Annotated in this window: 16 protein-coding genes and 3 pseudogenes; 13 read left to right on the top strand and 6 right to left on the bottom strand. The window is 44.6% G+C overall.

All coding sequences use genetic code 11. From position 1 onward, the window contains the following. The 3 genes and pseudogenes from HPS54_RS11630 to HPS54_RS11620 form a co-directional block, all read right to left on the bottom strand. Window positions 1-405: PcfK-like family protein (locus HPS54_RS11630; protein WP_172345618.1), on the bottom strand; the 405-nt coding region annotated here is incomplete at its 3' end. Window positions 406-418: 13 nt separating this feature from the next. Continuing rightward, window positions 419-640 carry a hypothetical protein gene (locus HPS54_RS11625; RefSeq protein WP_005796897.1) on the bottom strand — a complete coding sequence of 74 codons (222 nt, stop codon included), beginning with the start codon at window positions 638-640 and terminating at the stop codon, window positions 419-421. Between the two features lie 11 nt (window positions 641-651). Then, window positions 652-866, bottom strand: a pseudogene (locus tag HPS54_RS11620) (hypothetical protein). Between the two features lie 1203 nt (window positions 867-2069). Between HPS54_RS11620 and HPS54_RS11615 the strand changes: the two are divergent. The 4 genes from HPS54_RS11615 (at window position 2070) to HPS54_RS11600 (ending at window position 8145) form a co-directional block, all read left to right on the top strand. Beyond that, entirely contained in the window at window positions 2070-4337 is a 2268-nt protein-coding gene (locus tag HPS54_RS11615; protein WP_172345617.1) for a hypothetical protein, read from the top strand. A 14-nt stretch (window positions 4338-4351) separates the two neighbouring features. Further along, window positions 4352-4567 carry a hypothetical protein gene (locus HPS54_RS11610; protein ID WP_172345616.1) on the top strand — a complete coding sequence of 72 codons (216 nt, stop codon included), beginning with the start codon at window positions 4352-4354 and terminating at the stop codon, window positions 4565-4567. Between the two features lie 1222 nt (window positions 4568-5789). Then, on the top strand, window positions 5790-7916 hold the full coding sequence (locus HPS54_RS11605) for a hypothetical protein (RefSeq protein WP_172345615.1): 2127 nt from the start codon (window positions 5790-5792) through the stop codon (window positions 7914-7916). Window positions 7917-7929: 13 nt separating this feature from the next. Further along, entirely contained in the window at window positions 7930-8145 is a 216-nt protein-coding gene (locus tag HPS54_RS11600) for a hypothetical protein (RefSeq protein WP_172345614.1), read from the top strand. A 217-nt stretch (window positions 8146-8362) separates the two neighbouring features. On the opposite strand, the gene HPS54_RS11595 is transcribed toward HPS54_RS11600, so the two are convergent. Further along, window positions 8363-8851, bottom strand: a complete 489-nt coding sequence (locus HPS54_RS11595; protein WP_172345613.1) for an S-ribosylhomocysteine lyase — start codon at window positions 8849-8851, stop codon at window positions 8363-8365. A gap of 71 nt (window positions 8852-8922) precedes the next feature. Beyond that, a complete protein-coding gene (locus HPS54_RS11590; protein WP_172345612.1) occupies window positions 8923-9606 on the bottom strand; it encodes a 5'-methylthioadenosine/adenosylhomocysteine nucleosidase in 684 nt (227 codons plus the stop codon). Between the two features lie 122 nt (window positions 9607-9728). On the opposite strand from HPS54_RS11590, the gene HPS54_RS11585 reads away from it, so the two are divergent. The 9 genes and pseudogenes from HPS54_RS11585 to HPS54_RS11545 all read left to right on the top strand — a co-directional run. Further along, a complete protein-coding gene (locus tag HPS54_RS11585; protein WP_172345611.1) occupies window positions 9729-12227 on the top strand; it encodes a YfhO family protein in 2499 nt (832 codons plus the stop codon). After that, window positions 12224-15067 (top strand): bifunctional fucokinase/fucose-1-phosphate guanylyltransferase, encoded by a 2844-nt coding sequence (locus tag HPS54_RS11580; RefSeq protein WP_172345610.1) that lies wholly within the window; start codon window positions 12224-12226, stop codon window positions 15065-15067. Before HPS54_RS11585 ends, HPS54_RS11580 begins: the two co-directional genes overlap by 4 nt. Window positions 15068-15071: 4 nt before the next feature. Beyond that, on the top strand, window positions 15072-15884 hold the full coding sequence (locus tag HPS54_RS11575; protein ID WP_172345620.1) for a GSCFA domain-containing protein: 813 nt from the start codon (window positions 15072-15074) through the stop codon (window positions 15882-15884). Between the two features lie 116 nt (window positions 15885-16000). Further along, a complete protein-coding gene (locus HPS54_RS11570) occupies window positions 16001-17350 on the top strand; it encodes a ligand-binding sensor domain-containing protein (protein WP_172345609.1) in 1350 nt (449 codons plus the stop codon). A 37-nt stretch (window positions 17351-17387) separates the two neighbouring features. After that, window positions 17388-18800 (top strand): AraC family transcriptional regulator, encoded by a 1413-nt coding sequence (locus tag HPS54_RS11565; protein ID WP_253952005.1) that lies wholly within the window; start codon window positions 17388-17390, stop codon window positions 18798-18800. 748 nt (window positions 18801-19548) lie between these two features. After that, complete coding sequence (locus tag HPS54_RS11560; protein WP_253952006.1) at window positions 19549-20736, top strand: glycoside hydrolase family 5 protein; 1188 nt, start codon at window positions 19549-19551, stop codon at window positions 20734-20736. 222 nt (window positions 20737-20958) lie between these two features. Then, window positions 20959-22080: a glycoside hydrolase family 5 protein gene (locus HPS54_RS11555; RefSeq protein ID WP_172345607.1), complete on the top strand. Its 1122-nt coding sequence runs from the start codon at window positions 20959-20961 to the stop codon at window positions 22078-22080. A gap of 53 nt (window positions 22081-22133) precedes the next feature. Next, window positions 22134-24626 (top strand): glycoside hydrolase family 94 protein, encoded by a 2493-nt coding sequence (locus tag HPS54_RS11550; protein WP_172345606.1) that lies wholly within the window; start codon window positions 22134-22136, stop codon window positions 24624-24626. A gap of 10 nt (window positions 24627-24636) precedes the next feature. Next, a pseudogene (locus HPS54_RS11545) lies at window positions 24637-25410 on the top strand (MFS transporter); the annotation flags it as partial. A 31-nt stretch (window positions 25411-25441) separates the two neighbouring features. Here HPS54_RS11545 and HPS54_RS11540 read toward each other — a convergent pair. Continuing rightward, window positions 25442-25600, bottom strand: a pseudogene (locus HPS54_RS11540) (IS4 family transposase); the annotation flags it as partial.

Raw genomic sequence — 25600 nt, 5'->3', positions numbered from 1 at the left:
ATCAAATAATGAGGGTTGGGGTTGGTTTTCTTTTCTCGCTGACGGTCTGTGGCGGTTCTGCAACTTGCGGAGTTCCTCCTCTTGGTATTTGCGGACAGCGTTCTGACGTGCCTCCGCCTTTTCCTCTTCTGTGAGTTCCACAACATGGTTCACCACCACTTGGCACGCCATAGGTTTGCCCACCTCTATCTCGTTTTCCTCATAGTAGTGGATGGCTTGCCTGAATATCTCTCCGTCCGTGAAGCCGCTGCAACCGCTTTTCTGCACATGGTTCAGAATGTGGGTCACGCACTCGTCTATGTTTTTGGCAGGGTTGCGGTACTTCTTCGCAAAGAGCGTATCTTCCTCCGCCCGCTGTTCCAGATACATTTGTATCGTTCTTTTGAAATGGTCTGTTCCTTTCATATCGCTGTCGTTTTTAGATTGTCTGTTTAAGTATCTCTCTCCAATAGGTCGGCTCTACCTCGCTGAGAAGGAAGTCCATGAAGTCCCTCCGTGCGTCCTTGTTCAGTTCGTGGTACAATCTTCGGAAAGTGCTAAAATTGCCGTTGATGTACGTTTCCACCATATACACGAAGATGTTGTCCACCTCGTAATATCTGCACTGCTGCGCTACCGTCTTGCTGTTTCTCTTTGCCATGTCGGTAAGGGTTAAATGGTTAATAACCAAAGGATGAAGCCGAAGTAGGCAATGGTGGAAAGGATAGCCACGATTACACCTATCGCCACTCGGAACACTCCGTTTACAATCTCTCTGATGATGCCCCAAAGGATGCCGAACACCCGAAGGTGGTGCGCATCATCAAGCTGCATATCGCCAACCCGATGTATTGCGCCACTTGTCTGAAATTTGCCGTTGCTGTCATATCTTCGCTGTTTTTGATTTTTTTGTTTTTTATGCGGATTCAAGAGCTGAGGGAGTTGAGTTTCAAACTATCTTATCTGCCTCTTGTTTATCCGACATTTTTTTTATGCGTCTTTCTGTCGCATCGGTCGTTTTCGTTTCGGGTGCTTGAAAAGGTAGGGATTAGGGAATGCAAGGTTTTTCGGGGAAATACTACCCGAAGGGCTGGAGATTTCCGCAGAAAACAGGAGGCTTGACCTTGCTTTCCCGTCCAATCCCGGAATTACCTTTGCGCCCAGAACGGAAATGACTGCCTGATGCGGCTCACTGAAAGGCGCAAAAATGGAGGTAAACGAAAACAGAGGCAGATTGGGTAGAAAAAACTTCAGGAGAAAATCCGTAAAAAGAGGAAACCACCAAAAGAAAAAGACATCACCGGAAGCGTGAAAAGGGCAAACCCCGCCAAAGGAAGTATGCTTGTTTCCAATCCGACGGAACTTGTTCAGCCGGGTGGCAACAAAAATTCTTCCCGGATTGCCCGCTGTGTGCGGCCGCCTGTTTCATTCATGGGGCAGGCTGACGCACTCTGCATTCACTTTCCGCTTCCGGCAAAAGGAAGAACAACGAAAAAAGAAAAATCATCTGAAACCCCGTAAAAGCACCTCTTGTCATAGGCGCAAAAGAAAGGGGCATCGCATCATCTGTCTAAACATCGTTTAGGCGTGAGGCAATGCCCTTTTCTCCGGCTATGCGGTAGTCGGCACATGTTTGTTCAAAACTCGTTTTGGGCAATGGTGTTCCGACAAACAAAACCGCTTTTACGGAAATTTCTTATGAACGAGGGGGTAAAAAAACGGGAGTTTATATCAAAATCTCGGATAAAATAGCTACTTTTGCATATGAAGAGTTCTTTGAAGGTTACGCAACGCGCAGAAGGATAATGCAGTAGATAACTAACTAAATCGTAACCTATTACTATCAAGAGCAATTAACCTACGCTCATTTCCAATAAATTACACTCTTTTCGTAACTTCTATGCACAAAGATATTTGTTATAAAGTTTGTCTTTTTTAAGATATAAGTATTCGTATATTTGTGGTTTCTATTCTGAATGACCAGCTTGTTAATGAATTTATTTTAGGGTTGCAATAGATTTGTTTCTCTGTATTTCTGAATGTAGAGTATTAATGTATTTTTAGGTAAATTATTTTAAGATTTTAAGAAAATGAAAAGATTTTGTAGTAAAAAGAAAGCCCGGATTGGGCCTTTCTTTATTCTTGTATTGTCGCTTCTCTTCAGCAGTCATGACGCCTGTGCGCAGCATGTGCATGTGGATTCTGCTTATTTTAGGGGAAAAGGTGCAGATGTAAGTTCATTGTCTTTTAATGATGCGACAGGCGAATCGGCTGAATATGTGTTGATTTATAATGTAGGAAAAGACATGTTCCTTAATGCCGGAGGATATTGGGGTACACGTACAACGACCTTTACCGTAGGTTTGCCGTTGATGCTGATAAAGAACAGTAACGGGACTTATAGAATAAGGGGACCGTTTAATAACACTCAAAATGGCACAGGTAATTTTTTAGGCATGGTTGAAGATGTTAACGGTAAACGTGGTGTGTATTATGACAGAGGTACATCAAATGGAGTGGACTGGATATTTGAAAAAGATGAGGGTGCAAGTCAAGTTGATGATGTTGTATACAGGATAAAGACCAATTATACTCATAACGGTTTGAATAAAGATTATATTTTATATTCAAACGAAACGATGGATATCGGCGTCTTTACGGAAGGAAATGAAAACCTTGTACGTGCATTGAATGATACTGATCTTGAGAATAAAACAAGGGATGACATATACAGTCGTTGGAAGATTGTGACTGTAGGACAGATGATGAGTTTGTTTGATACGACTTATGATAGCCATAATCCTTCGGATGCGACGTTCTTGCTTCGTGCCCAGAACTTCAACAGGAAGAATGTTTATAATGGCACGGATGCCGAAGAACAACAATCGGGTTGGCATAAGGACGGTAACTTTTCTTATACTTGTGGTTTCAGGGGAGAACTTGAAGGATATAACAATCCTGATGACCAAAGATACGGCATGTTCTATTGTGGAGGTATAAGAGGAGGAAAAAGGAGTGAAAAGCTTTATCAGACAGTCGATATAACGCATAGCGGCTGGTATCGTGTGGATTGTGAAGGCTTGTTCTATAATGCTGATGAGAACAAGAAAGCCATTGCGCGTCTGTATGCCAAAGTCGTCGGTGATAGCGAACCTAATTCTGCCGGCAATGCTTATGTGGATTTGCTTCCCAAGTCTTATGCAGAGCCTTATAATGGTGTGATGCTTAATGAGGATAGGTTTATTAATAACGACGGTATTGTATCAAGTAAACTTGAGGCAAGTATCATGTTCTATAATAAGTGTTATTCCAATCATCTGCTTATTTATGTAAACATACCTGACGGGACAGCTAAGACGTTGGAGCTTGGTATAGAAATAACCGGTGACATGGATGACGATGACTTTGTCTTCTTTGATGACTTTCAGCTAAAATATCTTGGTGAGAGTTTTGCCTTGGATGAGGGAAATACGGACTTTCACAATGATATGGGAGATGATGATATGGAATATAAGAACAGGGTCATGATACTGAAACGTACATTAGCCACAGACCGGTGGAACAGTATCTGTCTGCCTGTAAATCTTACCAAAGAACAGTTTACTACCGCTTTCTTTCCAAATTCAATGCTTGCCAAACTGCGTGATTCGTCTCAATCAGGTATAATAGAGTTTCAGACGGTAGATTTGGGACCGTCTAAACCGAATGACCATATTGCACTACATGCAGGGCAGTGCTATTTGATAAAACCCGGATATCAAGGGCGTACCGATACTGAGGAGATAGAGATAGGAGACAAGAACAGAACGAGGATAAAGGCTCCTTATTATATAATAGACCGTGTGTCGCTCACAAAGAAAAATGTGGAGGAAGACCTTAATGTATCTAATGTTTACAGATTTGTTGATAATAAAGATCTTGAAGGCTCGGAAAAGATGGATGGTTATTATACAATATCCGGAGCTGATTATACACAATGTAAACTTAGGGTGTATGGGACGTTTCAAAAGTTGACGGGTGAAAATCGTGTTCCTTCCGCATCATATACTTTTGTAGACGGAAAACTGTATCATCTTCCGAACAATTATTCACAAAAGGGTTTCAGTTGTTGGATAGAAGACGGGCATCAAGTGGAAAATAATACTACGGACAGGCATCCCCTTAGTTTCTCTACATATATAAACGGTATACACGACAGTGCAACTTCAATAGACGGCATGACCGTCGATATGAGGGATGACACCAACGACGTGATATATAATATTTACGGGCAGGTTGTCAGTCGCGGTACAGTTCCTCTTGGGCGGATGTCCAAAGGAATATATATTGTTCGTGGTAAAAAAGTTATCATTAAGTAAATTGAGGGGCAGGTATGAAGAAAAAATATATAAAGCCGTGCATAGAGGTTATTGTCGTATGTACGGATGTAGGTATTATGAATCCTGAGTCTTATAGGATATATGATAATAACGGTAACCTGGTAGGTGGAGGTCTTATTGTTGAGAATGAGATGCCGTTTGATGCAGATGAGGAAGACCTTAGAGAACTGTCGAACAGGTCAAATAATAATCTTTGGGAGATTGATTGATCATAGCAGTATAATGCTGTGTCGTGATTAGCAATCACCTGCTTATAGGGATGTTTTCTTGTAAATGTCCGGTATACAGTCACTGATTTCAATGCTGTTGACGGCGGACATTTACAAGGAAAGTCCTGCATGGATGGCGGTTCTTGCTTTTTTGTCCGTTTATATTGAAGTCATCTAAACTTTTATGAGGTTCAATATTTGCCTTTATTTTTTTGAGGGTGTTATGTCTGTGTTTACGAATTGTCAGCTATATAGTGCTTTTATATGTCATATTGTCAATCAGAAAATGTTGCCGTAAAGTCTCATTCTACGTGAATGCAGCGGTCGGAAAATGCCGTTAAACATTGAAAAGACCTCCTTCTTGTGATGAAAAGGCGTGGTTTGAGAAGCAAAACACATACCTTTGGGCACTAAACATGCCTGCTTTGTGTGCCAAAGATGCCACCTTTAGGAGCCTAATATGCCTGCTTTCGTGTAGAAAGTAGGCAACTTTCGTTTCCGCTTCTGTGCACACTTCTGCGTGTTTTATTGTAAAGCGTTGATTTCACGTATGTTGTCTTTGCACACGATTTTATGCGATATTTTGCCCCGTCAATGCTTTTATTTCAGAATATCGCCGTATTTCGGGGTTATGGAAAATCAGAAAGTAAGCGGAATACGCCATTTTGCCATTAAATTGTCAGACATCGCATGTGCTTGACTTTAAACCATTGTTCGGAATAAGGAATATATAATATGGACGAATTGTCAGATAATGAAACCCTTGTTCGTTATCCCGAACTCATGCATAGTTATGTTTAATCCATGAGATATTGGCTGATTTTAGACATATTGTCATTGTTAAATATAGTAAATAAAACAGGCTTGAATTGTTAATAAAGATTTACCCCCCCCGAAAAAGCGTTAAAATGTAAAATTTTGTTATTATATTCATGCGTTATTAAGCATAAATAAATGTACTTTTGCATTTAAATTTTAAATAATCAAGATTTATTTTCAGACCATATTAAGGTTTGTTTTTCTGAATGTAGACTGTTAATGTATATTTGGTTGTAATTATTTTAATATATTTGAGATGATGAGAAAATTTTGTAGCAAGAAGGACGTTTTGGCTCAACCTTTTCTGTATTTGTTATTATTTCTTTTAACCGGTCATATAGTCTGTGCGCAGGTAAATGTGGATCCTGCTTATTTTCAAGGAAAAGGTATTGATATAAGTTCATTGGATTTTGATTCTGAAACAGGTGAGTCGGTACAACGCGTGTTGCTTTATAATGTAGGTAAGGACCTGTTCCTCAATGCCGGAGGATATTGGGGTACGCGTACAACAACCTTTACCGTAGGTTTGCCGTTGATGTTGATAAAGAATAAGAATGGAACTTATAAAATAAGGGGACCGTTTAATAATACTTCTGGTGCGAATGGTGTTGGAAATTTTTTAGGTGTAGTGGAGAACGCAAATAGCGATCGTGGTGTCTATTATGACAGGAATGATACCTATGGCGTGAACTGGACATTCGAGAAAGACAAGAAAGCAAGTAGTAACGGTGATATTGTATATAATGTAAAAAGTTATGAATCTTATAACTCTAACAATAACACTAACTATACCTTGTATTCAAATGAGGTAATGGATATTAAAGTGTTTAAGCACGGTAACAATAACCTTGTGCGTGCGTTAAGTGACAGCGATGTGTCGTCTAATGCCAAGGAAGCAAAATATGGTCAGTGGAAAATTGTTACTGTAGATCAGGTTGTTGAAAGTTTCAATACCACATATGAATCTGTGAATCCGTCTGATGCAACATTCCTGCTCCGTGCCCAGAGTTTCAACAGAATGAATATGTATAATGACAATAAACCCGAAGAACAGCCTTTGGGATGGCATAAAAATGGTGATTATGTTTATACTTGTGGTCTTGAAGGAGAGGTAGACGGTTATAAGAGCGATAATGATAATAGATACGGTATGTTCTATTGTGGAGGAATAAGAAATGGGAAAAAACAGGAAACACTTTATCAGACGGTTGAAATAACAGAGAGCGGATGGTACCGTGTAGACTGTGAGGGATTATTTTATAATGCCGATGAGCCAAACAGGGCTATTGCACGGTTGTACGCAAAGGTAAACGGAGAGAATGATGTCAACTCTGCCGGAAACGCTTATGTGGATTTGTTGCCTAAGTCTTATGCGGAACCTTATGATGGTTCGGATTTGGTTGATAACAATGAGTTCTTGATTTATGATAATATGGTTTCGAATAAGCTGGAAGCAAGTATTATGTTTTACAATCAGCGTTATCCTAATCATCTTCTTGTATATGTAAACATGCCTGAAGGAACGACAAAGAGGACATTGGAACTTGGTATAGAGATAACAGGCGATATGGATAAGAATGATTTTGTTTTCTTTGACGATTTCCAGCTTAAGTATCTTGGTCAGAGTTTTGCTTTAGATGAAGGCGCTTCTGATTTTCATGGCATGGGTGATGATGAAGAACCATATAAGAACAGGGTTATGATTCTTAAACGCACCTTTAACACTGATCAGTGGAACAGTATTTGTCTGCCTGTGAATCTTACAAAAGAACAGTTAAACACAGCTTTCTTCCCTAATCCTCTGCTTGCCAAATTGCGTGATTCGTCACAGCCCGGCATAATAGAGTTTGAGACAGTGGACTTCAGCTCATTGGGAAATGATGATATTGCATTGCATGCAGGCGAGTGTTATCTGATAAGACCCGGTTATGGAGGACGTACGGACTCCGGAGAGATAGAGATTGGTGATATCAATAAGACAAAGATAAAAGCACCTTATTATACTATAGACCGTGTGTCGCTTACTAAGAAAGATGTTGAGAGCAGACTGGGAATTTCTAATACAGGAAAGTTTGTTGATAAAAAAGACGTGGCAGGCAATGACAGGACACAGGACTATTATACAATATCCGGAGCGGACTATGCTCAATGCAAATTGAGGGTATACGGTACATTCCAGAAGTTGACGGGTGATAACCGTGTTCCTGCCACATCGTATACTTTTGTAAGCGGGAAACTATATCATCTTCCGAGTAATTATTCACAAAAAGGCTTTAGCAGCTGGATAGAAGATGAACATCAGGTGGATAATCCAACTGTGGCAAAACATGCCCTTAGTTTCTCTACATATATAAATGGTATACACGACAATACGACTTCCATAGACGGCATCACTGTCGATATGAGGGATGATGTTTCTGATGTGATATATAATATTCACGGGCAGGTTGTCTGCCGCGGAACAGGCTCTTTTAAAAGGTTGCCCGGTGGAGTATATATAGTTGGTGGTAAGAAGGTTGTCGTTAAATAAGTGTGGGGCAGGTATGAAGAAAGAATATGTTAAGCCGTTTATAGAGGTTATTACTGTATGTACGGAAGCAAGTATGATGAATCCGGATTCTTACAGGATATATGATAAGGACGGTAATTTGGTTGGTGGCGGTACAATTGTCGAGGATGAGATGCCGCCTGATGCAGAAGATGAAGACCTTGCAGGACTTGCCAAGAGGGCAAATTATGATCCGTGGGATTTTGATTGATAATGGTTATATATAATGATGGTGTATCAAAATTACTAATCACCTGAAGTTTTGTCTAAATACAGAGTTAAAAGAAGTCAGGGCAAGTTCTTTGGCTAAAGCTACGGAAGATAAAGGACAATAGTTTTATACAAAGCGATAAAACATTAGTCTTTTATCTTCCTTTATTTCCTCTTTATTTCCCGCTATCGCTTTTTACGCAGTTGTTTTATTGTTTTCAACTTTTCTGTGCTGGATAAACAAGATTGTCTTCTGTTATTTTATCCAGTACTTCTTCTAAATACTTTCTTGCTTCAAACCTTGCCATTGGCAAGTCGTGCAGAAGCCAGTTGCCGCAGTCCTGTGGTGCCGCACCGGGTATATTGCCTTCGAATTCGGCAATGAAACGGAAGGTACGTTTCATCAGTTCTACAATGTCGCATGACCGGTAATCGCCGCGTATCAGCAGATAGTTCCCTGTAAGACATCCCATTGGTCCCCAGTAGACTATACGTTCTTGCCATTCGGTGTCGTTGCGCAGGTATGTTGCTGCAAGATGTTCTATGGTGTGCAGTGCCCCGTTGTGCAGTGCCGGTTCACGGTTGGGCTCTTTCATGCGTATGTCGAAGGTGGTTATAGTTTCTCCACCGACATTATCCTTTCGTGACACATATATGCCTCGCAGCAGGTGGTTGTGGTCTATTGTAAAGCTCGGTATCTTTTTCATAATAAAACTAATATTACTAATAGGGCAAATAAGACTGATAAGACAAATAATACTGTCGGATCTTATGATATTTATATTGCTGTCAGAAACTTCTTCGTCACGTTGAACGAGCCTTCTGCCATGCGTGCCCAGAAGTCGAAGTATTGTGATGCGTTGTTGTCCTTAAGCGGTATGTCGCTGATAATGCGGAAACTGATGAACGGCACGCCGTATATGTGGCATGTCTGTGCAATGGAACAGCTCTCCATGTCCACCGCCATGGCATCGGGAAAATCGTTTAAAATGGAACGCATCTTCTCGCGTGAGTCCACAAACCACTCGCCGCTTACAATCATTCCGGCATGTATCCGTGTGTCGCTTTCAATGGCGAGAGCCTTTTTTATAAGCGCTTCCGGCGCATAGAACTTCTCCGGCATGCCGATTATCTGTCCACGTTGGCATTCGCTTCCGCAGTAGGCGTCATGATATGTGTAAGAAGTTCCCACTACCACGTCCGTTACGTTCAGTGTCACATCGGCGCCTCCTGCCACTCCGGTAGAGATGATGATGTCCGGATGATAGTTGTTTATCATCTCCACCGCCCCTATTGCAGAGTTGACCTTGCCAATTCCGCACTGTTGCATCACGATCACCTTGTCTCCGATGTTTCCTATTATAAAGTCCTTGCTGTTGTGGCGTTCGGTGGAAGTATCATCGAGCAGCGTACGCAGTTCGACAAGTTCTTTTTCCATGGCCACGATAATTCCTATCTTCATTTGTCGTAATGTTGTAAAACAACGCAAAATTACAACTTTTTCTATAAATAATTGGCTTTATCGCTTGTTTTAAGTAACTTTGTGGCAATATATTCAAGGAAAAACAATAAACGTTTATATACATGAGAACTTGGAAACAATATCTGCCGGATGTACTGGTAGTGATACTTTTTGCAGTTATTTCATTTGCTTATTTCTTCCCCGCCGACATCGAAGGCAAAATTCTTTTTAGGGAAGACTCGGCGGCAAGCAAGGGCGCCGGACACGAAATCTCGGAATATAAAGAGCGTACAGGAGAGGTGACACGGTGGACAAATGCCGTGTTCAGCGGTATGCCTACATATCAGACCGCACCATCTTACAGCAGCACCGACGGGTTGTCGGCAGTGATGAAGGCATATCATCTGTGGCTACCCGAAAATGTATGGTATGTCTTTGCCTATCTTTTAGGATTCTATATCTTGCTTCGTGCGTTCGACTTCAGGCAGATGCTTGCGGCACTCGGTTCGGTGATATGGGCTTTTTCAAGCTATTTCTTTATTATCATTGCTGCCGGACATATATGGAAAGTCATGGCGCTTGCCTATCTGCCGCCGCTTATAGCCGGTGTGGTTCTGGCATATCGGGGCAAATATCTGTGGGGACTTGTAGTCACGGCAATATTTGCCGCGTTCGAAGTGAATGCCAACCATGTGCAGATGACCTATTACTATCTGTTTATTATTTTCTTCATGATCATCGCATGGCTTGTCGATGCCATACGCAACAAGCAGCTTGTACACTTCGCAAAAGCCACGGGCGTATGCCTGGCAGGTGCGCTTATAGGTATAAGCATCAATATCAGCAACCTTTATCACACGTGGGAATACTCCAAAGAGTCGATGCGCGGCAAGAGCGAACTTGTCAAAGCAAACTCTGCCAACCAGACGGACAGCGGTCTGGAGCGCGACTATATAACACAATGGAGCTACGGAATAAGCGAGACATGGACACTGCTCGTGCCCAATGCCAAGGGTGGGGCGTCGGCTCCGCTGGTGTACAGCAATACGGCAATGAAGCATGCAGATAACAATTTCCTTGATATTTACCAACAGATGGGACAGTACTGGGGCAACCAGCCCGGAACAAGCGGTCCGGTATATGTCGGCGCTTTTGTGCTGATGCTGTTCATTCTCGGACTGTTCATTGTCAAAGGTCCCATCAAGTGGGCTCTTCTCGGTGCGACTATATTGTCCGTACTGTTGTCGTGGGGACATAATTTAATGCCATTGACCGACCTCTTTATCGACTACATGCCGATGTATTCAAAGTTTCGCACGGTGGCATCCATCCTTGTCATTGCCGAGTTTACCATACCCCTTCTTGCCATGTTGGCATTGAAGAAGATTGTGGACGAGCCCGAAACCCTCTCGGTTAATATAAAATATGTGTATGTCTCGTTCGGTCTTACAGGCGGATTTGCCCTTCTTTTCGCCCTTATGCCCTCGATGTTCTTCTCGGAGTTTGTGTCGGCAATGGAGATGCACCAGCTGGGCAATATGCCCGCCGAATATCTCAATCCGCTGCTCGCCAACCTCCGCGAGATGCGTATTGCCGTGTTTACTGCCGACTGTTGGCGCTCGTTCTGGATTATATCGGCAGGAACTCTGCTCCTTTTCCTCTTCAAGATGCGCAAGATAAAGGCTGAGTTCATGGTCGGTGCACTCATTGTGTTGTGTCTTGTCGACATGTGGCAGGTTAACAAACGCTATCTCAACAACGACATGTTTGTAAACAAGAGCGTGCGCGAGACACCCATACAGCTCACGCCCACAGACGAGATAATACTGCAGGACAAGGATAACTGCGGCAATCACCGCGTGCTTAACTTCTCTACAAACACCTTCAACGAGAACGAGACATCATACTATCATAAGAGCATCGGAGGCTATCATGCGGCAAAGCTCCGCCGTTATCAGGAACTGGCAGATGCTTATATCAGACCGGAGATGAGCGGTGTGATGAAAGCCGTTGCCGAAGCCGGAGGCGACATGACGCAGATTAACGGCGACTCGGTATGTCCTGTTCTTAACATGCTCAATACAAAGTACTTTATTGTTCCTCTTCAGGACAACAAGACCATACCCCTTCAGAACCCCTATACATATGGAAATGCCTGGTTTGTGGACAAGATAACATACGTGGATAATGCCAATGACGAACTGGCTGCCGTGGGAAAAATCAGCCTGAGACACGAGGCTGTGGCAGACAAGAAGTTCAAAGATGTGCTCGGCGATACCAAGGTGCAGGACAACACATCCATTGTAAACATAACACTGTGCGAGCCTAACCACCTTAAATATACAGTGAAGTCTGCCACCGGCGGCATAATAGTCTTCTCGGAAGTCTACTATCCCGGCTGGACGGCAACCATAGACGGCAAGCCGGCAGAGCTCGGACGCGTAAACTATATACTGCGTGCACTTAATGTGAGTGCCGGAACCCATGAGGTGGAGCTTGATTTCCATCCGCAGTCCATCTCCGTTACCGAGACGATTGCATACATAGCCTTTGCCCTGCTGTTGGTTGTAATTATATTTATGGTATTGTTGAACGGACGAAATAAACAGAAGAAGCAATGAAAAAACTATTGTCATTACCGCCCAATCTTGTAAATTGTTTTCACGATGTGACAGGTTACAATCGCTCGGAATGGTTCTGCACCAACGACCCTGTAGGTCATAAACTCGGCTCCGGCGGAGGTTCTGCCTGGCTGTTGCAGTCGTGTTATGAGGAGACATCGCAGGGAGAGACCTTCGACGAGTGGATGAAGAAAGACAAACGGCTGCTTCTTCATGCCGGCGGACAGAGTCGTCGCCTGCCTGCTTACGCTCCGTCTGGCAAGATACTTACTCCAATTCCGGTGTTCCGTTGGGAGCGCGGACAGCGCTTCTCGCAGGACTTGCTGTCGCTGCAAATACCGCTTTACGAGCGCATTATGGATATTGCGCCCGACAACATGCACACGATGATTGTCAGCGGCGACGTATATATCCGTGCCACTAAACCCTTGCAGACGGTGCCCGATGCCGATGTTGTGTGTTATGGGCTTTGGCTCGGATCCGAAATAGCCACTGATCATGGCGTGTTTGTGTCGCGCCGCGACACCTCGTCTGTGCTCGAGTGCATGATGCAGAAGCCGTCTATAAAGACACTCGGCGAGTTGCTTAAGTCACATTTCTATCTTACCGACATAGGTATCTGGCTTCTCAGCGACCGTGCCGTGAAGATGCTTATGGAACGTTCGGTGCGTAACGGCGAGATAATAAACTATGATTTGTATTCAGAATTCGGGTGCGCTCTCGGTTCGGATCCCACCATAAAAGACGATGAACTTAACAGTCTTAAGGTAGCTGTTCTGCCTCTTCCCGGCGGAGAGTTCTATCATTACGGCACGAGCCATGAGATAATATCGTCTACTCTTGCCGTTCAAAATCTTGTGAACGACCAGCGCGAGATTATGCACCACTCGCTCAAGCCGCATCCTGCAATGTTTGTACAGAATGCCGTTGTCAAGACCTCGATAACGGAGAAGAACCAAAATCTGTGGATAGAGAACAGTTGGGTGGGAGAGAAGTGGACGCTTGCCCATGAGAATATCATAACGGGTGTGCCACAAAACGACTGGCATGTTACGCTGCGTGCAGGCGATTGTGTGGATGTTGTGCCTGTGGACGAGTGCGAATATGTTGTGCGTCCTTATGGCTTTGATGACAAGTTCCGCGGCAGTCTGCATGATGTCACCACGCTGTTTCTTGGCAAACCGTTCGTCGAGTGGGCGTCAGAACGCGGCATAGACATAGATGAGATTGACGGAAATGCAGACTTGCAGTCGGCACGTATATTCCCCACATGCGAGAACTTTGACGATGCCGGACTGCTCTTGCGCTGGATGCTCGGCGAACCTGAGCTTGGCGATGAAGCCAAAAACTTGTGGCTTGAGGCAAGACGACTTAGTGCTGATGACATTTCCAATGAAGCGTGCCTGTCAAGACTTACGATGCAGCGCGATGAATATCGTGCCGGCAACTGGCAAGCCATAGCAGACAATTACGAGCACAGCGTGTTTTACCAGGTAGACCTGTGCCATGCTGCCAAAGAATATTCTTTATATAACATTCCGGAACCAAAGCCTATTGCCGGCAATGCCCCGCTTCTTACACGTATACACGACAGCATGTTCCGTTCGGAACTGGCACGCCTTAAGGGAGAAGAGTGCAAGGCTGCTGAGGACAAGGCGTTCAGTCTGTTGCGCGAAGGACTTACCGAACGCGTTCTGTCAGAGAGACAGTCGCCTGTGATGTCTGTATATAGCGACCAGATAGTATGGGGACGCAGTCCCGTGCGCATAGACATTGCCGGCGGTTGGACAGATACGCCGCCCTATTGCCTTATGGAAGGCGGCAGTGTGATAAATCTGGCAATAGAACTTAACGGTCAGCCGCCGTTGCAAACATACGTCCGTCCCTGCAAGGAGCATAAGATAATATTGAGGAGCATAGACCTTGGTGCCATGGAAACGATAAGTACATACGAAGAACTTTCCGATTTCCGCCACGTAGGCAGTCCGTTCTCCATACCAAAGGCAGCCCTTGCGCTTGCAGGTTTTCTGCCGGGCTTCTCAACGGAGGTATACAGCTCGCTCGAGCAACAACTTAAATCGTTTGGCTGCGGAATAGAACTTACGCTGCTTTCCGCCATTCCTGCCGGTAGCGGACTGGGCACAAGCAGCATGCTGGCTGCAACGGTGCTCGGCGCTTTGAACGATTTCTGCGGTCTTATGTGGGACAAGACGGAGATTGGATGCCGCACCCTTGTGCTCGAGCAGCTTCTTACTACCGGCGGAGGGTGGCAGGACCAGTTCGGCGGAATACTGCAAGGCGTAAAACTGTTGCAGACAGAACGTGGTTTCGACCAGGCTCCAACGGTGCGCTGGTTGCCTGCCGACATTTACACCCGTCCCGAGTATAGTGCCTGTCATCTGCTATATTATACCGGCATAACGCGCACGGCAAAGACAATACTTGCCGAGATTGTGCGCCGCATGTTCCTCAATCACAACGCGGAACTGGCTTTGCTGCGTGAAATGAAAAACCATGTGTACGATATGTATGAGGCTATACAGCGTGCCGACTTTGCACAGATGGGGCGTCTTGTACGCAAAACGTGGATGCAGAACCAGGCTATAGACAGCGGGACAAATCCCGATGCCGTGCGGCAGATAACGTCGCAGATAGACGACCTGTGTCTGGGATACAAACTCTCCGGTGCCGGTGGCGGCGGATATCTGTATATGGTTGCCAAAGATCCGGATGCTGCGGCACGTATCCGTACAATCCTCAATGCCAACCGTCCCAACGCCAATGCCCGCTTTGTGGAAATGTCGTTGAGTGACAAAGGACTGCAAGTTAGCCGGAGCTGATGTCATGGATTTTCGTACAAGAGTAAATATCGGCAGTCCCGGCTTCGCCATTCCTCCTTTTGAACAGATGCTGTTTGTCGGTTCGTGTTTTGCAGACAACATCGGAAGCCGTTTCCTTGACTATAAGTTCCAGGCAACGGTCAATCCATACGGCGTAATGTACAACCCGGCAAGCATACTGCATACGGTGCGTAAGACCGACGCCGCTCCGCATGTGGCGGTGCTGACGCTCGGCACAAACCATGTGTATATACTCAACAGTACGGGCGAGATAGTGGACAATTGTGCCAAGCGCCCGCATCATCTCTTCACCGAACGTGAGCTGACGGTGGACGAATGTTTCGATTATCTTTCCGAAGCGGTGGATATTCTTGTGTCGCGATATGCCGGTGTGAAGGTCATTGTTACGGTCAGTCCCATACGTTATGCCAAATACGGCTTTCACGGCAGTGCCCTTTCAAAGGCGGTTCTTCTGCTCGCGGCGGACAGGCTTGTGTGCCGTTATCCCGATATTGTGGTGTATTTCCCTGCATATGAGATTGTAAACGACGAGCTTCGCGATTATCGCTTCTATGCTGCCGATATGCTTCATCCGTCGGAGCAGGCGGTGGACTATATATGGGAAGTTTTTTCAGATACTTTCTTTTCCGATGAAGCCAAGCGGTTTGTTGCAGAATGGCAACCCGTAAAGAAGGCGCTGGAACACAAACCGTTTAATCCGGAGTCGGAGGAATACAGGCTATTTATGGAAAGAACACGACAGAGCATAGCGAAGCTTGAGACTAAATATCCGGATTTGGCATACAGCAGAGAATAAGGATATAAAAAACTGAATAAGGAGACAAAGATATGTGCAGATATAAGGATGTTCGTTCTGAATTAAAAAAATATATACAAAAGACATTCGCTATATTGTCACTTCTGTTTTTGTTGATGTTACACATTGTTACGGCATCGGCTATTGGCGTGAATGATTTCACCTTTATTCACCTCGGTATGGAACATGGTTTGAGAAGTCAGCGTGTCTATTCATTGTGCCAGACCGATGACGGTGCCGTGTGGTGCGTTACCAAGTGCGGTGTATCCCGATACAATGGTGTGGCAGTCAAGAATTATTCTCTTGATAAAGATGTCGTCCATCATAATCTTGCAGGCTGGAGTTCACGTTTTGTCCATACGGACGATGGTCGTATATATGTGTGTGACATCTCCGGCAGGATATTTGTATACAACGAAATGCAAGACCGTTTTGACGTAGTTGTCAATATTGCTTCACTTTTCAGTCACGATGTATTGCTCAACGATGTGTTAAAGATTGGCGACAGCTTTTGGCTTGCTATGAGAGAAGGAGTATATGTGTTTAGGGCGGGGCAACTTACAGCCGTGAAAAAGGGTGTTTTTGCAAACTGTATCATCAAGGTTCCAGACGACGGCTTTCTTTTCGGTACAAAACAGGGTGTGATGAAGCTTGGTGCCCGTCAATTGTCACAGCATCGTTATCAGTTGGAAAAATATCTTCCGTATTATGTGGAAAGCGGTTATTATGATACTGTTTACAAGCGTCTTTGGCTTGGAACTTTCGACCGTGGACTTGTATTGGTAGACAAAAAAGGAACTTCTGTTATAAGTAGCCTGCCCCATAATCCCATACGTAGTATCGTTCCCTATGACAGACATACCATGCTTGTTGGTATTGATGGCTATGGCGTATACCAGACAAGCAGGACAATGGTTGAAACTGTGCCCGGTATATTGTTTAATGCCAATGAGGGAATTAACCGGGTGCTTCATGGGAACGGTATTTATGCTTTGCTGGTTGATACCTATGGCAACATCGTTATCGGTTCGTATTCGGGCGGTATAGACATCGCGCGCCCTGTGGGAAGTACGGTGGCGGTATATCAACATCAGCGCAACAACATGCAGTCGTTGCTCAACGACCATGTCAACTGTGTCATGCAGTGGTCAAATGATCATTTGCTTATGGGTACAGACGACGGCATCAGTTCGCTTGTTCCTTCTACGGGACAGTGGATGCACAGAACTCGTGGCATGGTGGTGCTGTCTTTGTGCAGGACACCGGATAACCGCCTGTTGGCAGCCACTTATGGCAATGGTGTCTGGGAGGTGGATGCAAACGGGGCAACCAGACAGGTTTATTCTGTAAGTAACGGTACACTGAAAGATGATCATGTGTATGCTTTGTTGTATGACAGGCAGAACCATTTGTGGATGGGTTGTCTTGACGGACCTCTTACGGAAAAAAACTCCAACGGGATATAGGTATTATGATGTAGACAATGTGCAGACAATGGCGCTTATGCCGGATGGACGCATTATCGTTGGTACAATAAGAGGTCTCAAACTGGTCACACCCGGCGACCCGAAAGTTACCGAACTGGTCTATTTTTCTTCAGACAGGACAAAAGTAAACAGATATGTGCTCGATGTCTACATCCATCAGAACAGAGACATCTATATCGCTACCGACGGTGGTGGAGTTTACATATATAATATGGAAACCCGTAGCTGTCGCCAGATTACAAAAAACAACGGGTTGCCGTCAAACACGGTGACAAGCATTACCATGGACAAGACACGGCGTCTGTGGTTTGGTACCGATCAGGGACTGTCGTTTATCTATCCTTCTCGTCCGGAAGAAGTGATAAACGTGAATTACTGCTATGGACTTGAACGGGAGTATATCCGTGGAGCGGCTGTAAATCTGTCTGACGGGAACATCCTTTTCGGGAGCATCAGTGGTGCCGTGATAGTTAATCCGCATCGTGTGCAAAAACTCAACTATACAGCGAAACTCAAATTCTTAGGTGCCGGTTGTAGCGATGCCGACTCTTCTCTCTTCAATGAGCAGGTGTATAAAATGCTGCGGGAGGGGCGTTTGTGGTTAGGCTACGGGCAACGTACCTTTGAACTTTATTTCGAATGTATCAATCTCCGCAACCAATATGACATTGCCTATCAGTATAAGTTGGGACACAACGAGTGGAGTTCGTTGACCGAACAGCAATATATAAGTTTTGTAAATCTGGAACCGGGTACGCACAAATTGATGCTCCGTGCTGTAAGCAAGACCAGCCGCATTGTGCTCGATGAACGCCAGTTAGTAATCACAATCAGCCGTCCGTGGTGGAATTCATGGTGGATGTGGTGCGTATATATATCTTTGGTCTTGCTTCTGTTCTATGCCGCATGGAGATTCTATGACCTGCATACGAGATATATGCGACTTATTGTGAACAAGATAAACGAAAGTGACGGTGATGACCATAATGTCCCATTGACAGGTGAGACACGGCATGTTTCTACCGATGTTGCACCTATATGTCCAAACAGCAATATCTCGTCAGCTACATCGCATGGAGTAAATAAATCCGAGACGGATGTAGATACGGATGTGAACCTTAACTCCGCTTTTGTCGATGCCGTGACCGGAATACTTCTTGAGCACATTTCCGATGCGGACTTTACCATTGACAGTCTGTGCAGTGAGATGGCAATGAGCCGTACATCGTTTTATGTCAAGTTGAAGTCGTATACCGGAAAGTCACCGCAAGAGTTTATCCGTGTGGTGCGTCTTGAGCGTGCGGCGATGCTTTTGCGTTCAGGTCGTCAGGTCGGTGATGTGGCTGTTATGGTGGGATTTCACAATGCCAAATATTTCAGTACGGTGTTCAATAAATATTTCGGCATATCTCCATCCAAATACAAGTAGCCGTTGTGTCTTGACAAATTGTGAGGCAACTCAAGAACAATGTGTCATATTGTCAATGGAAAAACTTCGTCCGAAAGTCTCGTTCCAGGTGTCAGACGGGGCATGAAAAATGCTTTCATGCAATGAAAAAGTCATTTGTCTGTGTAAAGGCATGCACTTTCAAGCATAAAACACATACCTTTGGGTGCCAAAGAAGCCTGCTTTGGCATTCAAATATGCCACCTTTAGAGCCTTAATATGCCTCTTTTGGCGTTAAAGACATGCTGTTTTGTGCAGAATACGATGCACACTTTCTTGACTTTCCTGTATAAAGCATTGTTGTAGTGTGTTTTATTCCTGCACATAAATCCTTGCGTTTTTTAAGTCCTTTATATGTTTTTTATCAGAAAGTCGCAGTATTCAGGGCTTATGAAAAGTCAGAAAGTAAGTAAAAATATAATAAATGAAACAATATGTCGGCAGCCCGATTCTTTTTGTTCTTTTGTCCTCAGAGTATATAAAATGTTTGGTTTCTATGCTATGTGTTTGTGTTATAAAAATGAATTAAGCCATTTTGTTAAGTTATGTTCTTTATATAAAAGGTTTGAATACTGACAAAGAAAGTATGAATACTGACAAAAAATAGTATTTAAACCTTTAATGTTGGCTATCAAACCACTTTTAATTATAGTAGAATTACCTTTGCATCCGAAATCAAAAATATAATGCGTATATGAAGACACAAGTAATAGCTTCTTTAATACTGACGATGCTTTCATGCCCGTTCACTTTGTATGCACAGCAGACGGCGCAGGAATGGAACAGGGAAGTGACTGCCGGATGGAATCTTGGAAACCAGTTTGAATGTCCTGCTCCGGGACAAGACGGCGAGTCAATGGCTATAGGCAATCCCGATAATGCCGACAATGCGGAAACCGCCTGGGGCAATCCGGTGGTGACAAAGAAGATGATAAAGACAGTGCACGATGCCGGTTTCAATGCCGTGCGCATACCTGTCAGATGGCAGTGCCATATTACCAACGAGGCTGCCATGTCAATAAGCAAGACATGGATGTCGCGTATAAAAGAGGTTATAGGCTGGTGTCTTGAATATGACCTGAAGGTGATTGTCAATGTACATCACGAGAAGTGGCTTGAGAGCCGTCCTTATTATCAATACAAGGAGGAAAACTGCCGTAAACTGGCATTGCTCTGGATGAACATCGCCACGGAATTGAAGGATTATGATTATCGTGTGGCTTTTGCCGGCACCAATGAAATTCATGAGAAAGACAAGTGGGGAAAGCCTACGGCAGAGAACCTGGACGTGCAGAATGCGTATAACCAGACTTTTGTCGACATTGTGCGTGCCACGGGCGGTAACAACGAGCGTCGTCATCTCATAGTACAGACGTATGTGTGTAATCCGGACTATGGTATATATAATGGAGACTTCATCATTCCTACCGACATTGCAGGTAATGGCAGTGACTATATGAGTGTTGAGTTCCATTATTACAACCCGTGGGATTATGCAGGCAGCTGCGAATATTATTATTGGGGAGAACCTTACAAGCAGTATGGCGCTTCACCCAGTGACGAGAAGACCATGACCGACTTCTTTGACCTTGTGGTACGCGAGTGGTCGGATAAAGGACTCGGCATTGTTGTCGGTGAGTGGGGCGTTACCGACCATTTTAAGTCCTCAGAAAGCGACCGTATACATGAGAACATGAGCTATTATTGTAAGACCTTCGTTTCGGAGGCTCGCAAGCGTGGCTTTTCAACCTTTATTTGGGATAACAACTCTTTCGGCAACGGCAAAGAGAAATTCGGCATCTTTGACCGTTGGAAAAGCATGAAAATCAAAGCCGGATGGATTGTCAATGGTATAATGGACGGTGTCTCCACCGGAGTGTCTCCTGCCGTTGTGACGCTAAAAAAAAAGGATCGATAGTATGTCTTTCCGGACATGGCATCGTAGTTCGCGACAACAACAGGGAATACAATCCGGGTGGAGTGCTGTTCCATAATACCGTTAGGCATTGATTTACAAAAGTACGAAACAGCCAGTCTTTTGGCAGTGCTTATCGACAACCGTGTAAAACAATTTTGGAATACAGAAATCAAAATCACATATTAAAAAGAATAACCGTATATTATAAATAATACAAGTATCATGAAAAGAATGACTCTTATAACGCTGGTTCTGTTAGCCATGGCGTTCTTTGCACTTCCAATTAGGGCACAGCGTGCCAATAATTTTCATATCAAGCGTGGTACAAATCTCAGTCACTGGCTCTCACAAAGCACACAGCGCGGTGTGGCACGTCGGCTGCACATTCAGGAAGACGACTTTGCGCGTCTGGAAAGTCTTGGTTTCGACTTTGTACGTCTTCCCATCGATGAGGAACAGTTTTGGGATGAGCAGGGCAATAAACTGCCGGAGGCATGGCAACTGCTTGTCAACTCGCTTAATCTGGCATCAAAGCATCATCTGCGTGTAATCGTAGACCTGCATATCATACGTTCCCACTACTTTAATGCCGTCAATGAGGGACGTGCCGATGCCAATGTTCTTTTCACATCGGAAAAAGCACAACAGGATCTTATAGATATGTGGTATCAGCTATCCGATGTGTTGAAGGGCTACAGCAATGATTCTGTAGCATACGAATTCATGAACGAGCCTGTGGCAGAGGAACATGAGCAGTGGAACAAGCTCATTGCCAAGGTGCATAAGGCTTTGCGCAAGCGAGAACCGCAACGCACTCTGGTCATCGGTTCCAACAGGTGGCAGGCCACGTGGACGTTTAAGTACTTGCGGATACCGGAGGGTGACAAGAATATCATACTTTCTTTCCACTACTATGAACCTCAGGCTCTTACTCATTATGGTGCATGGTGGACACCGATTGGTAAATATAAGGGAAAACTGAACTATCCGGGAATACTTGTCTCCAAAGAAGATTATCTTGCATCGCCTGAAAACATGCGTCCCGAACTCGATAAGTTTGTTTGTCAGTGGGACAAGGATCGTATATGTCAGGATTTCCGTGACGCCGTTTCCGTAGCAAATAAGTATGGTGTACAGCTGTTTTGTGGTGAATGGGGCGTGTATGAACCTGTAGACCGTGAATTGGCTTATCGCTGGACAGAGGATATGCTTTCAGTCTTTGATGAGTTCAACATTGCATGGGCTACATGGTGCTATGATGCCGACTTCGGCTTTTGGGACCAGCAGCGGCACACTTATAAAGACCGTCCGCTTATAGAGTTGCTCATGTCACATGGTAAGTAAGATTGTCATATTGTACATTAAGGTTTATTCTACTTTATAATAATTTATATAGCATGAAACGTACATTCGGCCATTTCGATGACGAGCGCAGAGAATTTGTCATCACTTCTCCCGATACACCGTTCCCTTGGATTAATTATCTTGGTAACGAAGACTTTTTTAGTCTTATCTCGAATACAGCCGGAGGCTATTCTTTCTATAAGGATGCCAAGTTCCGCCGTATCACACGTTATCGTTACAACAGTGTGCCCATGGACAATGGCGGTCGTTATTTCTATATTAACGACGGTGGCGTGGTATGGAGTCCCGGTTGGAAACCTTGTAAGACTCTTCTTGATGCTTATGAGTGCCGTCATGGGCTTAACTATACACAAATCACGGGTTGCAAGAATGGCATTAAGGTCGATGTGCTGTTCTTCGTACCTCTTAAAACATGGGCAGAGGTTCAGAAACTGACAATCAGCAATACCACCGACAAAACCAAGACTGTCAAGCTCTTTTCAATGACCGAATGGTGCTTATGGAATGCTGTCACCGACATGGAGAATTTCCAGCGTAACTGGTCTACCGGTGAGGTTGAGATAGAAGAAACGGCATGCAGCACCGTTGTATATCATAAAACAGAGTATAAAGAACGGCGCAACCATTATTCTTATTATGCTCTTGCCAATGCCAAGGCTGATGGCTACGATACCGACCGTGAGGCATTTGTAGGTCTTTATAATGAATTTGCTTCTCCGAAATGCGTTATGGAGGGAAGTCCCTCGGGGTCTGTGGCACACGGGTGGAGTCCCATTGCATCGCATTATATAGAGGTGACTCTTGAGCCGGGTGAGCAGAAGAACTATATATTCATTCTTGGTTATGAAGAGAATACACAGGATGAGAAGTTTGCCGGTAGGGAAGCCGATACCTCACTCGTTACCTCACTCGGACAACTCGACCGTACAATTGTCAACAAGACTCGTGCCCATGCGACCATTAAGCGTCTGAGTACTGTAGAGGCTGTAGACGCAGCCTTTGATGAATTGCATGACCTTTGGGACAGTTTACTCGGTAAATTTACCGTTAGCACAGGTGATGAACGTCTCGACCGCATGGTAAATATATGGAACCAATACCAGTGTATGATTACGTTCAATTTCTCTCGTTCGGCAAGTTTCTTTGAGAGCGGAGTGGGTCGTGGCATGGGTTTCAGGGATTCCAATCAGGATTTGGTTGGCTTTGTTCATCAAGTACCTGAGCGTGCCAGACAACGTATCATAGACATTGCTTCCACACAGTTTCCCGACGGGGGATGCTATCACCAGTATCAACCGCTCACCAAGCGTGGTAACAACGATATCGGTGGCGGTTTCAACGATGATCCGATGTGGCTTATCTTCGGAACAGTCGCATATTTGAAGGAGACTGGCGACTATGACATACTTGATGAACCGGTGCCTTGGGACAATACTCCCGGTACTGAGGTGCCGCTGATGGAGCACCTTCGTGTTTCGTTCAATCATGTTATGGAAAATCTTGGTCCGCATGCTCTTCCGCTAATAGGTCGTGCCGACTGGAATGACTGTCTTAATCTGAACTGTTTCTCTTGGGATCCTAATGAATCGTTCCAGACTACGGAGAACAAGACCGAGGGTTCTAAAGCCGAATCATTGATGATAGCAGGACTTTTCGTGCTTTGCGGTCGTCAGTATGCCGAACTATGTGACACACTTGCCATGTCAGATGAAGCCGTCCGTGCCCGTGATTGCATAGACCGTATGGTGGAAGCTGTGAAACGCGATGGCTGGGATGGTGAATGGTTCCTCCGTGCTTATGATTTCTTCGGTAATAAGATTGGTTCGCACGATAATGAGGAAGGCAAGATATTTATTGAGTCACAAGGCTTTTGTACCATGGCGGGCATAGGTCTTGAAGAAGGTATGGTGGACAAGGCTCTTGATGCCTGCAAGCACTATCTCGATTCGGAGCATGGCATGGTGCTTAATCATCCTGCTTTCACCCGTTACTATGTAGAGATGGGCGAAATTTCTTCTTATCCTGCCGGCTATAAGGAAAATGCCGGGATATTCTGTCACAACAATCCATGGGTTATAATCGGTGAGACAGTGGCAGGACGCGGTAACGATGCTTGGGAGCATTATACCAAGATATGTCCGGCATGGATTGAAGACCAGACCCTACATAAGGTAGAACCATACGTCTATTGCCAGATGGTGGCAGGCAAGGATGCAGCCAAGCCGGGTGAGGGAAAGAACTCATGGCTTACGGGTACTGCCGCATGGAACTGGTATGCAGTTACACAGTATATTCTGGGAATACGTCCTACATACAATGGCATAGAGATTGACCCGTGTTTACCTGAGACAATGAAAGAGTATACGGTGCGACGTGTCTTTCGTGACAGCGAGTTTTTAATCACTGTCAAGAATCCGGACGGCAAGCAGAAGGGTGTAACCAGCATTACCGTGGACGGCAACACCATAGAGGGAAATATCATTTCTGCCGTTCCCGGCAAGCATGTTGTAGAAGTGATACTTTAATATAACGATTATGGCTAAATTGACAGAGAAGATAGGCTACGGTATGGGAGACATGGCCTCTTCCATGTTCTGGAAAATATTTTCCTATTACCTGCCGATTTTCTATAGTGACGTTTTCAATTTGTCGCTTACCCATACTGCTACGCTTATGTTCGTAACTCGTGTATGGGATACTGTTTCCGACCCGATGATGGGTGCTATCTCTGATCGTACGGAGACCCGATGGGGTAAATACCGTCCCTATCTGTTGTGGTTTTCGTTGCCGTTTGCCATTTCCGGCGTATTGCTTTTCTCCACGCCCGACTGTGGCGAGCAGGGAAGGCTTGTGTATGCCTACATCACTTACATTTTGATGATGACCGTATACACAGGAATAAACGTTCCTTATGCATCCATGCTGGGCGTGATGACAGATGATTCATACGAGAAGACCGTCTTTTCCAGTTACCGCATGTTCTTTGCTTATGGCGGATCGTTCATCGCGCTTTATTCATGGGAACCGCTCTGTAAGTTGTTCATCGATTATCAGCCGTTGTTCCCTGTTAACAGCCTGTCGGATGCCTGGCAGGGAGCAATGATAGTAATTGCATTGATGTGCTTCTTGCTATTCATCGGATGTTTCCTGCTTACCCGTGAGCACATCAAGTTTGAAAGAGGAGACAACTTGTTGAATGACTTCCGTTCGCTTATCCGCAACTTTCCATGGTGGATTATTACCGGTGCGGCTCTTTGTACCAATCTCTTCAATACTGTGCGTGGAGCTACTGTGGCTTATTATTTTAAATCACTAGTGTCCCATTAAAATTGGGACGTTGTTAAAAATCAAATAAACTTGGTCCATCAGGTTCAAATCGTTCTTTGTCATTTTGAAATTTAGTTTTGTCAAAGAGGTCTCGAAGAGGCGTTTTATCGGTCAACGAGATGCTCAATATTTGAAGAACTTCGTATGTGCTTCTATCCGGTTGCATATCGTG

Origin of the sequence: Xylanibacter caecicola, assembly GCF_013166515.1 — a bacterium.
Lineage (GTDB): Bacteria > Bacteroidota > Bacteroidia > Bacteroidales > Bacteroidaceae > Prevotella > Prevotella caecicola.
The sequence above is the reverse complement of the archived record's forward strand: the minus strand, read 5'-3'. Positions and strand labels throughout refer to the sequence as shown.

Excerpts from the sequence above, each read along its gene's own strand:
- HPS54_RS11580 (WP_172345610.1), top strand. The coding sequence starts at position 12,224 with ATGAAAAAACTATTGTCATTACCGCCCAATCTTGTAAATTGTTTTCAC.
- HPS54_RS11595 (WP_172345613.1), bottom strand. The coding sequence starts at position 8,851 with ATGAAAAAGATACCGAGCTTTACAATAGACCACAACCACCTGCTGCGA.
- HPS54_RS11565 (WP_253952005.1), top strand. The coding sequence starts at position 17,388 with ATGCCGGATGGACGCATTATCGTTGGTACAATAAGAGGTCTCAAACTG.
- HPS54_RS11600 (WP_172345614.1), top strand. The coding sequence starts at position 7,930 with ATGAAGAAAGAATATGTTAAGCCGTTTATAGAGGTTATTACTGTATGT.
- HPS54_RS11590 (WP_172345612.1), bottom strand. The coding sequence starts at position 9,606 with ATGAAGATAGGAATTATCGTGGCCATGGAAAAAGAACTTGTCGAACTG.
- HPS54_RS11550 (WP_172345606.1), top strand. The coding sequence starts at position 22,134 with ATGAAACGTACATTCGGCCATTTCGATGACGAGCGCAGAGAATTTGTC.
- HPS54_RS11610 (WP_172345616.1), top strand. The coding sequence starts at position 4,352 with ATGAAGAAAAAATATATAAAGCCGTGCATAGAGGTTATTGTCGTATGT.
- HPS54_RS11555 (WP_172345607.1), top strand. The coding sequence starts at position 20,959 with ATGAAAAGAATGACTCTTATAACGCTGGTTCTGTTAGCCATGGCGTTC.
- HPS54_RS11575 (WP_172345620.1), top strand. The coding sequence starts at position 15,072 with ATGGATTTTCGTACAAGAGTAAATATCGGCAGTCCCGGCTTCGCCATT.
- HPS54_RS11615 (WP_172345617.1), top strand. The coding sequence starts at position 2,070 with ATGAAAAGATTTTGTAGTAAAAAGAAAGCCCGGATTGGGCCTTTCTTT.
- HPS54_RS11560 (WP_253952006.1), top strand. The coding sequence starts at position 19,549 with ATGCTTTCATGCCCGTTCACTTTGTATGCACAGCAGACGGCGCAGGAA.
- HPS54_RS11625 (WP_005796897.1), bottom strand. The coding sequence starts at position 640 with ATGGCAAAGAGAAACAGCAAGACGGTAGCGCAGCAGTGCAGATATTAC.
- HPS54_RS11570 (WP_172345609.1), top strand. The coding sequence starts at position 16,001 with ATGTTACACATTGTTACGGCATCGGCTATTGGCGTGAATGATTTCACC.
- HPS54_RS11585 (WP_172345611.1), top strand. The coding sequence starts at position 9,729 with ATGAGAACTTGGAAACAATATCTGCCGGATGTACTGGTAGTGATACTT.